Consider the following 12,910-nt stretch of genomic DNA (forward strand, 5'->3'; position numbering starts at 1 on the left):
GGCCCACCTGCAGGTTGATGCTCTTCAGAGGATTAAAGCTCACATGCCCGCGGGCCGTAAAATAATCGACCCCCTGCTCTTTGAAGCGCTTCCAGAAGGCTTCGCCGGGTACTACCCCCCGCTCGGCAATTCGCTCCCGCACGTAAAGGGGGTAGCGGGCCTGGTTTTCGGCCAAAAACGCATACAGGCTTACTTTCTGTTCAATGGTAGCCCGCAGCTCCAGGCCCCGGGTGTTGCGGTAAGGCTTGGGGCGGTCGCCCCCCTCGCTGCCGGCCTGCAGCCAGAGCACCGGGCTGAGGTGCAGATCAAAATCAGGGGTCTGTACGCTGAAGAGATCGGGGGTAGTGCGGTAAAAATACTTCAGGAGGGGATTGCGGGCCACCTGCGCCTTCTGGCTCCACTCCCAGTTGTCGTTGGCCAGAAACTGTATGTTGAAGCGGTCGGCGGCAGAGCCCTGCTGCTGCAGGCTGTCGTACAGCGCATCGGCCAGGCGGGCAATGGCCAGGCGGCCGTAGGGGCGGTGGCTGGTATGGTAGGGAGCAAAACTGCCCCTGCCAATCTCATAGCGGTCCAGCAGGTGGTAATAGTAGGGGTCCAGCGGCGCCATGGCTCCCTGCGCCTGGGCATAGGCAGGAGGTGAAAGAAGCACCAGCAGGCACACCAGCAGGGCGCCTGTTCCTGTGTAGCGGCCAAAGCCTGCAATCCGGTTCATACTTGTAGCAATTGCTTTGTTTTTGATCCCCTAAGTTGCGGAAACATTTTGCATCAGCAAAGAAAACACGCCTGACCCACACAAAATAGCGATAAGGCGCAACAAAAGAGCGCCTGCCCGGGTCCTACTAGCTATGCTGGGCGCCATTGCAGGTGATATTATCGGCTCGGTCTACGAGCACCACCCCCTGAAAACAACGGACTTTCCGCTGCTGCAACAAGCCTCTGCCTTTACCGACGATACAGTCTTAACGATTGCTGTTGCCGAAAGCCTGCTAACAGGCAAAAGCTATGCCGCTGCCCTCAAGCATTGGGGGCGCCGCTACCCAACTGCCGGCTATGGCGGCAACTTTTACCAGTGGCTGATGAGCCGCTGCAGTGTGCCCTATGGCAGCTGGGGCAATGGGGCAGCCATGCGGGTAAGCCCCATTGGCTGGGCCTTTGAGGGGCTGGAGCAGACCCTGGAAGAAGCTGCCCGCTCGGCAGCCCCTACGCATGACCATCCCGAAGGCATTCTGGGCGCCCAGGCGGTTGCCGGCGCCCTGTGGCACATCCGGATGGGAAAAAGTAAGGAAACAATTAGCAAATGGCTGGAAGAAACAATTGGCTATGCACTACCTCCATCCATAGAACGTATCCGGGAGGGCTATGCGTTTGATGTAAGCTGCCGGGGCTCGGTGCCCCCCGCCATTCAGTGTTTTCTGGAGGCAAAGGATACGGAAGAGGCAATCCGCCTGGCCGTTTCCCTGGGGGGCGATGCCGATACGCAGGCCTCCATAGCCGGGGCGCTGGGGGAGGCAAGATGGGGGATAGATGAAAAGCTCAGGCAGCAGATCATGGGCATGCTGCCTACTCAGATGCTGGAGGTGCTGCAGCAGTTTCAGAACCGCTACCAGAGCGGCTAACTAGCTTTTTGAGTGTGACGACACCCCACTCTGGGAGTGATGGGCAATGAGGGCCCGGTATTTATCGACCGTAAGCGGCTTTGTAACCAGCTCTTTAATGCTGGCATAGCTGGTGGCACGCTGCACATCGCGGCTATCCAGCGTAGAAGACAGCAGAAAAATATCTACCGGTTTGTCGTTGAGGAAGCCTTCTTCCTTAAGCCGGTCCAGAAACTCAAAGCCATCTAAAATGGGCATTTTAATGTCCATAAAGATAATATCGGGCAGCTGCTCGGGGGTATCTCTGGCCAGGCTGCGCAGGCGCTCATAGGCGGCAGGGCTATCGGAATAGAAAGTTAGCGTAAGATCGGGCTCGTCTGCAAACAGCTCCTGCAGGATGAAATTGTTAATCTCATCATCATCTATAAACAGCAAACGGGTCTTATGCTTCTCTTGAAATGCCATGGGCAGGGTAAATCCTTATGTTTCTCTACTAGTAGAAATCGCTTATCTAACCTAAGTACGCAGGCAGTACCTGCAAAGTTAAGTCATGCCCTGAATTAAAATACTTTAATAGAAAGATTTTTGTTTTTCAGTTTAAGTTTTTCTCTTTAACTTTGTGCCTCTAAAAATAGCAGAGGCCGCAAATAGAGATTTGGTTATGAAAAAAGACATTCACCCAAAATACAACGAGGTAGTATTCCTGGACACTACGAGCGATTTTAAATTCAAGACTCGCTCTACCATGACCTCTAAAGAAACAATTGAGTGGGAAGACGGCAAGACCTACCCCCTGATCAAAGTGGAGGTAAGCTCTGCATCACACCCCTTCTACACTGGCAAGAAAATCTTCCTGGATACAGCCGGTCGTGTTGAGAAATTCAACAAGCGCTACGCTAAAAAATAAGCGGCCCCCGGGCCAGCACATGGCGCCTCCTGCTCTTTTGCGGGAGGCGCTATTTTTTTGTGCCTCCCTGGCAGCCGGCCGCAGAAATCCCCCCGGGCAGCCCGTGCATTCCGCTGCTTTTTTCCTACTTTTGCCCGCATGAATCTTGTTCTCTTCGACGATCCCACCCTGCGGCAACAGCTTCTGCCCCTTAGCTTTACCCGGCCTCTGGCAGCCCTGCGCTGCGGCATTCTTACGCTGGCCGAAAAGTGGCAGCTACTGCTTCCGCAGGCAGGCATCAGCTACCTTACGCAGGAGTACCTGCAGCAAAAATATCCGCTCCACGCCACCGCCGATACCGTTTATTTGAATGGGGCCTGCTGCCCCAGTCCCGAGCTGCTGGCCGCCCTGCAGCAGCTGCAGCCCGGACAGGCCCTGCAGCAGGGCTCCATCCTGCTGGCCTACCGGGCGGGAACAGATGCCGCAAGTGAGTACCAAAACGCTTCCTTTTCCCCGCAGTCTACCCTGCCCTGGGAGGGGCCGCTTAGCCTTATCCAGCATCCCTGGGACCTGTTTCGCCTAAATGGGGAGCAGCTCCGGCAGGACTTTGCCCTGCTGACCCGGGGCCGCCGCTCTGCCGGCATTAACGATGTGCATACGCGTTGCTATGGCGAAGAGCAGATATTTGTGGAAGAAGGGGTAAAGATACGGGCGGCCATTCTCAATGCCGAAGACGGTCCCATTTACCTGGGCAAGGGCGCACAGGTGCACGAAGGCGCCATCATCAAGGGCCCCTTTGCCCTTTGCGAGGGCGCACATGTAAATGTAGGCGGCAAAATGCGCAGTGATACTACCATTGGCCCCTACTGCAAAGCCGGCGGTGAAATAAGCAACTCCATCCTGATGGCGCACAGCAACAAAGGCCACGAGGGCTTTTTGGGCAATAGTGTGCTGGGCGAATGGTGCAACCTGGGCGCCGATACCAACACCTCCAACCTCAAGAACAACTATGCCAATGTAAAGGTCTGGAGCCATGCCCGGGAGCGCTTTGTGGATACAGGCCTGCAGTTTTGCGGCCTGATCATGGGCGATCACAGCAAGGCGGGCATCAACACCATGTTCAATACCGGCACCATGGTGGGGGTCAGCGCCAATATTTTTGGTGATGGCTTTCCGCGCACCCTTATTCCCAGCTTTGCCTGGGGGGGCGCCGCCGGCTTTAGCACCTACAAGTTTGAAACCGCCATGGAGACCGCCGAGCGCGTGCTGGAGCGCCGCAAGCTGCCCCTGAGTGCCCAGGACCGCGCCATTCTGCAGCATGTTTTTGAGCTGTCGGCTCCGCTGCGGGTGTGGGAGAAAAAACCAAGTGACTAATCCCTACACACAGCCGCAGCCGCTACTGAAAGTGGGAGAATGCCATACAGCCCTTAGCCACAGGTCCCATCCCCTCCTTCTTTACCGTTGCAGGCCTTAATTTCCTGCCTCTACCAATAGACCCAACCCCCATGCGCTTTGCTGACATCACCGGACTAGAGGAAACCAAACACCAGCTGGTACAGGCGGTTCAGGACAACCACCTGGCCCATGCCCTGCTGTTTGTAGGGCCTCAGGGCTCGGCCAACCTGGCCATGGGCCTGGCCTTTGCCACTTACCTGCAGTGCACCACCCGCCTGGCTTCCATGCAGCCCCAAGAGGCAGAAGCTCCCGGCCTGTGGGGCGATGCGCCTGCCTCGCCTGCAGACGGGCCGGCAGGCGGGCCTGCTCCAACAACCCCTTTAGAGGATGCCTGCGGCCAGTGTTCTTCCTGCCAGCGCATGGCCAAATTTCAGCATCCGGATGTGCACTGGGTATATCCGGTAAGCTCCACCAGCACCATCAAGGGCGAGGCCCATGTGGTAAGCAAAAGCTTTATTGCCGACTGGCGGCAGTTTCTGGCCCAGAACCCCTACGGCTCGCTGGGCGACTGGCGCCAGCAGTATGGAGGTGAAGACAAACAGGTAAACATCAGCAAGGAAGAAAGCCGCAACATCATCAGCACCCTGGCGCTCAAGAGCTTTGAGGGGCCCTACAAGATCATGCTCATCTGGCTGCCCGAGCACATGCACCCGGCAGCGGCCAATGGCATCCTGAAGATCCTGGAAGAACCCCCTGCCAAAACCCTCTTTATCCTGATCACCAACGATACCGAGCGCTTGCTGGCCACTATCCTGTCCCGTACTCAGCTGGTGAAGATCCGGGGCTTTAGCGATGGGGAGATCAGCCAGATGCTAACCGAACAGCACCAGCTGGCCCCTGAGCGGGCTGCCGCCATCGCACGCCTGGCAGGCGGCAACCTGCAGGAAGCCCTGCGCCTGGCCGCCGACAGCACCGATGAGAGCTTTGCGCTGTTCCGGGACTGGATGCGGCTCTGCTACGAGCACCAGTACAGCAAGCTCATCTCCTTTTCGGACGATATGGGCAAGGCCGGCCGCGATGCCCAGCGCAACCTGCTGCTCACCGGCCTTAACCTTTTGCGGGAAACCCTGGTTTATCCCTATGCCGAGGGCAAGCTGCTGCGCACCCAGTCCGACGAGCTGGCCTTTGCCGAGCGCTTCACCAAAGTAGCACCGCCTGAAAAGGTGTACCAGATGAGCGAACTACTAAACCAAACTTTATATTATCTTGAGCGGAATGCCAATGCTAAACTAGCCCTGCTGGACCTCTCGCTAAAACTGGCAGGGGTGCTGCGGGCCTAGGCTGCCAGCCCTAAAAAGCCCCCTCAACTGCATGAAGAAAAAAGCTTCTAAACCGCTGCTAACACTTGGCCGGACCGATATAGTAGATTTGCCGGATCTGGGCCTTCACAATGTAGATGTTAAAATAGATACAGGGGCCTACACCTCTTCTATTCATTGTTCCCGTATAAAAGTAGTACAAGAAGCCGACGGCAGCCAGGCCATTACCTTTACCATACCTGGCTCCAAACTGCACGAAAAGGGAGTCCACCATTTTAAAGTAAAAGAGTTTGAGCAGCGCAGCATTCGCAGTTCCAACGGGCACCTGCAAAAACGCTTTATCATTCACAGCCACATTGTACTTTTTGGCAAACGCATACAAACCGAATTTTCCCTGGCCGACCGTAGCCGCATGAAATACCCCATTCTGCTGGGCAGGCAGCTCCTCAACAAGCGCTTTCTGGTAGATGTGAGCAAAACCAACCTATCCTACAAAGAAAAAAATAGATATGAACATAGCTGTTCTCTCCCGCAATTCCAACCTGTACTCTACCAGGCGCCTGGTAGAAGCCGCCCGGCAGCGCGGGCATGAGTGCCGGGTACTGGATCATTTGCGGTGCGATATCATCATCGAGCAAAACAATCCGGCCATCCACTACAAGGGCGATTTGGTACGGGGGGTAGATGCGATCATTCCCCGTATTGGCGCCTCGGTCACCTTTTACGGCTCGGCGGTGGTGCGCCAGTTTGAGATGATGAACGTGTTTACCACCACCAAATCACAGGCCATAGTGCGCTCCAGAGATAAGCTGCGCAGCATGCAAATTCTGGCCCGCTCGGGCGTGGGCCTGCCCAAAACCGCCTTTACCAACTACAGCCGGGAAGATAAGTACCTGATTGAGGCCGTAGGCGGCACCCCCTGTGTGATCAAATTGCTGGAAGGCACCCAGGGCCTGGGCGTGGTGCTGGCCGAAACCCGCAAGGCAGCCCAGTCGGTGATTGAGGCCTTTCACAACCTGAAGGCCCGCGTAATTGTGCAGGAATTCATTAAAGAAGCCAAGGCCGCCGATATACGGGCCTTTGTGATTGGCAACGAAGTGGTAGGGGCCATGCGCCGGCAGGGCAAGGAGGGCGAGTTCCGCTCCAACCTGCACCGGGGCGGCAGCGCCACCGTATACAAGCTCAACCGGGCCGAAAAAGCCGCTGCCCTTACGGCCGCCAAAGCCATGGGCCTTACCATTGCGGGGGTAGACATGCTGCAGTCTAACCGCGGCCCGCTGATCCTGGAGGTAAACTCCTCGCCCGGCCTGGAGGGCATCGAGCAGGCCACCGGCATCGATATAGCTTCCAAAGTGATCCGGTACATTGAGCAGGAGTTGAGTGCCCAGCAGCCCAAACGCAAAAAGCCGCATACCGATGCCTGATGGGCAGGGATGTAACAGAAGTAGGTTAAGTAATCAGACGAGTAAAAAATGAACATACGCATAGGAACCCGTGGCAGCATGCTGGCCCTCTGGCAGGCCCATTATGTGGCCGACCTGCTGAAGGCCGGAGGGCTAGAAACAGAGTTGGTCACCATAGAGACCCGCGGCGACAAGATCCTGGATGTTTCCATTGCCAAGATCGGCAGCAAGGGCGTCTTTACCGAAGAGATTGAGGAGCAGCTGGCCCAGGGCACCATTGACATTGCCGTTCACAGTGCCAAAGACATGCAGTCGGAGCTGCCCGAGGGCTTCTCGCTCATAGCTTTTACCGAGCGGGAAAAGGTAAATGATGTGATCATCAGCCACCGCAGCGACCTGGAGCTGGACAATCCGGACAAGCCCCTGGTGCTGGGCACCTCCTCTACCCGCCGGGTAGCCACGCTCAAAAAATACTACCCCCATGCCCGGCCGGTATCGGTACGGGGCAATCTGCAGACCCGCATCCGCAAGATGGAAGAAGGGGCCTGCGATGCCCTGCTGCTGGCCTATGCCGGCGTGCACCGTATGGGGTACGGCAGCCTGATTCTGCGCCACCTGCCGGTAGATGAGTTTATCCCCCCTGTAGGGCAGGGCAGCGTGGCCATAGAAGTGCATGCACAGCTGGATGCCCAAAAGCGGGAGCGCATTCGCCAGTTGGTAAACCACCCCCTTACCGAAACCCGTCTGCTGGCCGAGCGTGCCTACCTGCGCCGCCTGCAGGGAGGCTGTAGTGTGCCTGTTTATGCCCTGGCCCAGCTGGGCGAGGGAGATACGGTAAGCATCCGCGGCGGTGTGATCAGCCTGGATGGGCAGGAGCGCATTGACCTTAGCCTTAGCGGCCCCACTGCCGAAGCCGAGCGCCTGGGCACTGCCCTGGCCGAACAGGTGCTGGCTGCCGGCGGCGAGCGCATCCTCAAGCAGATCCGGGGGCAAATGGCGCATTGATCTGCTCTAAATTACCACTCTTAAGTCTTCAGGCAACCTCAGTTGCAGGTTCCCCGAACCTGCAACGCTTTAATTTCTGTCGCAGGTTTTCCAAACCTGTGACTATAATTCCCAGGTTCTCTGAACCTAATCAGTTAACCCCGGTTAATCGTTCATGAGCACAAACTACCGCAGCGGCGATGAAGCATACCCCCATTTTCTTACCCTTACGCTGGTAGAATGGGTGGATCTGTTCAGCCGGAAACGGTATAAAGACATTCTGCTGGAAAGCCTTCGCTTTTATACACAACACCAACGCTTTCGGCTGCATGCCTGGGTGATCATGACCAACCATGTGCACCTGATTGCCAGTGCTGTCCCGGGACAAAAGCTGGTTGAAGCCATCCGGACGCTCAAGCGTTTTACCGCCAAAGCCATGTATGAAAGCCTGCAGGAAGATCAGCAGGAATCCAGAAAAAACTGGATGAACTGGATCTTTAGGGCACAGGGCAAAAGAAGCAGCAGCAATGAACACTACAAAGTATGGATTCATGAAAACCACCCCATTGAGCTATCAACCCCTGTACTGCTTAAGCAACGCTTAGACTATCTTCATCAAAATCCGGTGAGGGCTGGGATCTGCTATCGGGCAGAAGATTATATTTACTCCAGCGCGGGGGCCTATGCCGGTGAACAGACACAACTGCCGCTGGTTTTATTGGAGTAAAGCAGGTTCAGAGAACCTTATTCATTTGTATCACAGGTTTGGAAAACCTGCGATAGCACGGCCTATAGCGTAGGTTCCCTGGGCCGCCCCAAAGCCCCCGAACATTAAAACTGAAACTGTCGCAGGTTTTCCAAACCTGTGACAGAAATTAAAAGGGCTCTCCGAACCCGCATCCTATCAAAACACAACTGGAACACCTTTACCATTTCATCGACCGGGCCTGGCCCAGCCCGCAGCTGTGGGCTTATCTACTGCCGCTGGCCTTTTTGTATGGCATAGGAGCAGCCTGGCTAGCCGGCTGGCTGCGGGTAACGCGCCGCTGGCGGGTGGGCTATACGCGCAAGCTTTTTCACTTTTTCATTTTTACGGCCGCTGGTGTGCTGCAACTGCGCTGGGGCCTGCCCGTGGTGGTGGTGTTTGGTACGGCCATTAGCCTGCTGGTGTTATGGGCAGTATACAAAGGTCCGAAAAGCTCGTTTTACCTGGCTATGGCCCGACCTTCTGATGCCCCGCAGGAACGCCTCTTTATCCTGATCCCCCTTGCCACCACGGCGGTGGGGGGCGTACTGGCCAACCTGTTCTTTGGCCCCTGGGCCGCCATTGGCTACCTGGTAGGCGGCTGGGGCGATGCTATTGGCGAGCCGGTGGGCAGCCGCTGGGGAAAACATCGCTACAAGGTGCCTTCCATGGCCGGTGTTGCCGCTACGCGCAGTCTGGAGGGCTCCGCAGCCGTGTTTGCCGTAAGTGCGCTGGTGGCCTTCTGGGGTCTGCTGGCACAGGGTACAACCCCTGCAGATGCTTTTACCTGGGCGCTGCTAATTGCCCTGGCGGCCACCAGTGTAGAAGCCGTCAGTACCCATGGGCTCGACAACCTTACCATTCAGCTGGCGGCGGCCGGCATGGCTTACTGGCTGGCCGCCTGATCTCCCTTGCCCTACAATCTACCTTCTAGCTTATACCCTTTACTCGCTCACTTCTCAGCAGAATTCCGTATTTTTCGGCTACCATCTAAACCCTGGCTTCATGATCCGTATTGTTGCATTTACTTTTTGCGTTCTCCTGCTGGCCTCCTGCAAGACTGAGAAGGATTCGCTGGTGATCATCCAGACCCGCTATGGCGACATGACCGCCATTCTCTTCGACGCTACCCCCCGGCATAAGGAAAACTTTTTATCCCTGGCCCGCAGCGGCGCCTTTGATAGCACCACCTTTCACCGGGTCATTCAGGAATTCATGATCCAGGGCGGCGATGTAAATGCCAAAACCCCCGATGCCGACCCCATTGACTACACCCTGCCGGCCGAATTCAACGATTCGCTTATTCACCGCAAGGGGGCGCTGGCCGCTGCCCGCCAGGCCGATCAGGTAAACCCCAAAAAAGAGAGCAGCGGCAGCCAGTTTTACATTGTACAGGGCAAGATCTTTCAAGAGGAGGAACTACGTGCCATGATGTTCAACCGCAGCCAGCAGGCAAAGCAGGAAGGCTTTAAGCGGCTGCTGGGCATGCCCCAGTACCTGCGCCTGCGCCAGGAGGTGATGCAGCTGCAGCAGGCGGGCAACTATGCGGCCATCCAGGAAAAAATGGAAGAAAGCCTTCCCCTGATCGAAAAAGAATTTGGTCCCCAGCCCCGCTATGCGCTTGACGAGCAGCAGGTGCAGGTGTATACCACCATCGGCGGTGCGCCGCACCTGGACCGCGAGTATACCGTTTTTGGGCAGATTGTAGAAGGCCTGTCGGTAATTGATTCCATTGCCAGTGTGCGAACCGCCGCTGCCAACCGCCCGGTAGAGGATATTCACATGCGCCTGCGCGTAGAAGACGTTTCCCTAAAGGAGCTGCGCAAGCGCTATCCCGCCTATTATCCCAAGGAGAACAAGAACTAATGAAACTGCTGATTACAGGAACCAACGGATTGCTGGGCCAGAAACTGGTTAGCCAGCTGGAGAAGGAAACTTTTTGGGACGTGCTGGCCACCTCCCGGGGGGAGAGCCGCCTGGGCGAAACAGCCATCCGCTACCAGTCCATGGACATCGAAAACAGGGAAGACGTACTGCAGACCGTAGCAGCCTTTGCTCCGGATGTGATCCTGCATACCGCCGCCATGACGCATGTAGACCAGTGCGAGCTGAACCGGGAAGCCTGCTGGCGCGCCAATGTAGAAGCCGTACAGCACCTGATTGCCGCCGCCGAGCAATGCGGCGCCTTTCTGCTGCATGTCTCCACCGATTTTATCTTTAGTGGCGAAGAGGGGCCGTATAGTGAAGAAGCTACCCCTGCCCCGGTAAATTTCTATGGCGAAAGCAAGCTGGAGGCCGAACGCCTGGTGCAAGGGGCCCGCACCCCCTGGGCTATTGCACGCACCGTGCTGGTCTATGGCATCACTAACAGCCTGAGCCGCTCTAACATCATCGTCTGGGTAAAGAACAGCCTGGAAAGCGGCAAAGCCATACAGGTGGTGGATGACCAGTGGCGCACCCCTACCCTGGCCGAAGACCTGGCCGCCGGCTGCCTGCTCATTGCCCGCCAAAAAGCAGAAGGCATCTGGAACATCTCCGGCAAGGATTTTCTTAGCCCCCTGGAGATGGCTCAAAAAACGGCCGATTTCTTTGGCCTGGACAGTAGCCTTATAAGCAGGGCCGACAGCAGCACCTTTACCCAACCCGCCCGCCGCCCGCCCCGCACAGGCTTTACCATCCAAAAAGCACAATCCCAATTAGGCTACCAACCCCATAGTTTTGAAGAAGGCCTGGCCCTGGTGGCCCGGCAAATAAAACAACTGCAGTAGCAGGAATCCCGTTAGGAAGTCGCATATTTTCTGCTAATTAATTCTTACATTAGCCGGTATTACCAAATAGAATACCGGCCTCATGAAGAAAAGTAGCCTGCTCTTGCTCCCCTCGCTCCTGCTGGCGATGGCACCGGCAATGGCCCAGGAAGTCCCTGTTTCCCCTTCTGTCGATGAACAGATCAACACCAAAGTCGCCCCCTTTACCCAGGCCATTTCCGACTTTGTGTTCTATCCGGTACAGATCACCGAGGCCATACAAGTGCCCTTTATTCTGATCTGGCTGCTGGCCGGCGCGCTCTTCTTCACCTTTTACCTGAAATTCATCAACGTACGGGGCTTTCTGCGAGCTTTCGAAATCATAAAAGGCACCTACACCAGGCCCGAAGATCCCGGACAGACCACGCACTTTCAGGCCTTGTCCGCCGCACTGAGTGGAACGGTAGGTCTGGGCAACATAGCCGGGGTAGCCATTGCCATTTCCATAGGGGGTCCCGGGGCTACGCTCTGGATGATCCTGGCTGGTTTTCTGGGCATGTCCAGCAAGTTTACCGAATGTACCCTGGCGGTTAAATACCGGGAGATTGATGCCGACGGCACCGTAAACGGCGGGCCTATGTATTACCTCAAAAAGGGGTTTGCCGAGCGGGGATTTGTAGGCCTGGGCAAATTCCTGGCCGTTTTCTTCTGCATCATGTGCATTGGGGGTTCGTTTGGCGGGGGCAATATGTTTCAGATCAACCAGGCCACCCAGCAGTTTATGAGCATGCCGGGCATCTCAGATTCTTTTTTTGGCCGGCAGCAACTGGATCTTTGGCCTGATAATGGCCCTGCTGGTAGCGGTGGTGATTCTGGGCGGCATTACCAGCATTGTAAAAGTAACCGAGAAGATTGTACCCCTTATGTGTGGCATTTACCTGCTGGGAGCACTGGTGGTGCTTGGCGCTAACCTTGGCAACCTGCCCGAAGCCTTTGCAGCCATTTTTGAAGGCGCCTTTAGCGGCACAGCCGTTGCCGGTGGTGTGGTGGGCGCCATGATCCAGGGCATTCGCCGGGCGGCCTTCTCCAACGAAGCCGGCATTGGCTCGGCGGCCATTGCTCACTCTACCGTAAAAACCAGCATTCCCGTAACCGAGGGCTTTGTAGCCTCGCTGGAGCCCTTTATCGATACGGTGGTAGTATGTACCATGACGGCCCTGGTAATTGTGGTAACCGGCAACTACAGCGCCGCCGATGGCGATGGCATTGCGCTTACCTCCGATTCCTTTGCTACGGTGATGAGCTGGTTCCCGATCATACTGTCAGTAGCCGTGGTGCTGTTTGCCTTCTCGACCATGATCTCCTGGTCGTACTACGGCCTCAAGGCCTGGACCTACCTCTTTGGGCGCAGCAAAACGACCGAGCTGGTGTACAAAATGATCTTCTGCGCCTTTGTGGTGATTGGCTCGGCCATGAACCTGGCCGCTGTTACGGACTTTTCTGATGCCATGATCTTTGCCATGGCCTTCCCTAACATGATTGGCCTTTACTTCCTGGCACCGGTGGTAAAGCGGGAAATGAACAGGTTCCTGGACATGGTAAACAACAAACCCCAGGGCCCGGATGCCCCAAGTATGCGGGTAGTGCGGGATGAGGCTGGAGTTAAACCGATGGTATAGGGTGGGGGCCCAGCTATGTAGTGGTGCCACAACGCAAGAGCAGAAGCCAGCAGGATCTTTGCTCCTGCAGAGTTTTGAGAAACTAAAATCGGGTACCACATGCCCTGTAATGAAAGAAGCCCGCTGCACAGCGGGCTTCTTTCATTACAGGACTATT

At 56.2% G+C, this 12,910-nt stretch carries 14 protein-coding genes and 1 pseudogene; 13 read left to right on the forward strand and 2 right to left on the reverse strand.

The window, feature by feature from the left end; translation table 11 throughout:
- A pseudogene (locus ADICEAN_RS02810) lies at positions 1–712 on the reverse strand (hypothetical protein); the annotation flags it as partial.
- A 133-nt stretch (positions 713–845) separates the two neighbouring features.
- Here ADICEAN_RS02810 and ADICEAN_RS02815 point away from each other — a divergent pair.
- Positions 846–1,616, forward strand: coding sequence for an ADP-ribosylglycohydrolase family protein (locus ADICEAN_RS02815; protein WP_009194006.1), 771 nt, complete (start codon positions 846–848; stop codon positions 1,614–1,616).
- On the opposite strand, the gene ADICEAN_RS02820 is transcribed toward ADICEAN_RS02815, so the two are convergent.
- Positions 1,617–2,060 (reverse strand): response regulator, encoded by a 444-nt coding sequence (locus ADICEAN_RS02820; protein ID WP_009194007.1) that lies wholly within the window; start codon positions 2,058–2,060, stop codon positions 1,617–1,619.
- A 196-nt stretch (positions 2,061–2,256) separates the two neighbouring features.
- On the opposite strand from ADICEAN_RS02820, the gene ADICEAN_RS02825 reads away from it, so the two are divergent.
- From ADICEAN_RS02825 to ADICEAN_RS23495, 12 genes are all read left to right on the forward strand, one after another.
- Entirely contained in the window at positions 2,257–2,502 is a 246-nt protein-coding gene (locus tag ADICEAN_RS02825; RefSeq protein ID WP_009194008.1) for a type B 50S ribosomal protein L31, read from the forward strand.
- A 138-nt stretch (positions 2,503–2,640) separates the two neighbouring features.
- Positions 2,641–3,855, forward strand: a complete 1,215-nt coding sequence (locus ADICEAN_RS02830; protein WP_009194009.1) for a GlmU family protein — start codon at positions 2,641–2,643, stop codon at positions 3,853–3,855.
- A gap of 131 nt (positions 3,856–3,986) precedes the next feature.
- Positions 3,987–5,216, forward strand: coding sequence for a DNA polymerase III subunit (locus ADICEAN_RS02835; protein WP_009194010.1), 1,230 nt, complete (start codon positions 3,987–3,989; stop codon positions 5,214–5,216).
- A 31-nt stretch (positions 5,217–5,247) separates the two neighbouring features.
- Positions 5,248–5,787 carry an ATP-dependent zinc protease family protein gene (locus ADICEAN_RS02840; protein WP_083879660.1) on the forward strand — a complete coding sequence of 180 codons (540 nt, stop codon included), beginning with the start codon at positions 5,248–5,250 and terminating at the stop codon, positions 5,785–5,787.
- Complete coding sequence (gene rimK / locus ADICEAN_RS02845) at positions 5,705–6,619, forward strand: 30S ribosomal protein S6--L-glutamate ligase (protein ID WP_009194012.1); 915 nt, start codon at positions 5,705–5,707, stop codon at positions 6,617–6,619. Before ADICEAN_RS02840 ends, rimK begins: the two co-directional genes overlap by 83 nt.
- Before the next feature lie 48 nt (positions 6,620–6,667).
- On the forward strand, positions 6,668–7,603 hold the full coding sequence (hemC, locus tag ADICEAN_RS02850) for a hydroxymethylbilane synthase (protein ID WP_009194013.1): 936 nt from the start codon (positions 6,668–6,670) through the stop codon (positions 7,601–7,603).
- Positions 7,604–7,757: 154 nt separating this feature from the next.
- Positions 7,758–8,309: an REP-associated tyrosine transposase gene (locus tag ADICEAN_RS02855; RefSeq protein ID WP_009194014.1), complete on the forward strand. Its 552-nt coding sequence runs from the start codon at positions 7,758–7,760 to the stop codon at positions 8,307–8,309.
- Between the two features lie 266 nt (positions 8,310–8,575).
- On the forward strand, positions 8,576–9,232 hold the full coding sequence (locus tag ADICEAN_RS02860) for a diacylglycerol/polyprenol kinase family protein (protein ID WP_009194015.1): 657 nt from the start codon (positions 8,576–8,578) through the stop codon (positions 9,230–9,232).
- A gap of 100 nt (positions 9,233–9,332) precedes the next feature.
- The gene (locus ADICEAN_RS02865) at positions 9,333–10,193 is read left to right on the forward strand and encodes a peptidylprolyl isomerase (protein WP_009194016.1); all 861 of its coding nucleotides are present in this window, start codon (positions 9,333–9,335) and stop codon (positions 10,191–10,193) included.
- On the forward strand, positions 10,193–11,095 hold the full coding sequence (locus tag ADICEAN_RS02870; RefSeq protein ID WP_009194017.1) for an SDR family oxidoreductase: 903 nt from the start codon (positions 10,193–10,195) through the stop codon (positions 11,093–11,095). Before ADICEAN_RS02865 ends, ADICEAN_RS02870 begins: the two co-directional genes overlap by 1 nt.
- An 82-nt stretch (positions 11,096–11,177) precedes the next feature.
- The gene (locus tag ADICEAN_RS23490) at positions 11,178–12,044 is read left to right on the forward strand and encodes an alanine:cation symporter family protein (RefSeq protein ID WP_009194018.1); all 867 of its coding nucleotides are present in this window, start codon (positions 11,178–11,180) and stop codon (positions 12,042–12,044) included.
- Complete coding sequence (locus tag ADICEAN_RS23495) at positions 11,926–12,753, forward strand: alanine/glycine:cation symporter family protein (protein ID WP_262486172.1); 828 nt, start codon at positions 11,926–11,928, stop codon at positions 12,751–12,753. The genes ADICEAN_RS23490 and ADICEAN_RS23495 overlap by 119 nt, the downstream gene beginning before the upstream one ends.
- Positions 12,754–12,910 lie beyond the last annotated feature (157 nt).

The organism is Cesiribacter andamanensis AMV16 (assembly GCF_000348925.1).
GTDB lineage: Bacteria > Bacteroidota > Bacteroidia > Cytophagales > Cyclobacteriaceae > Cesiribacter > Cesiribacter andamanensis.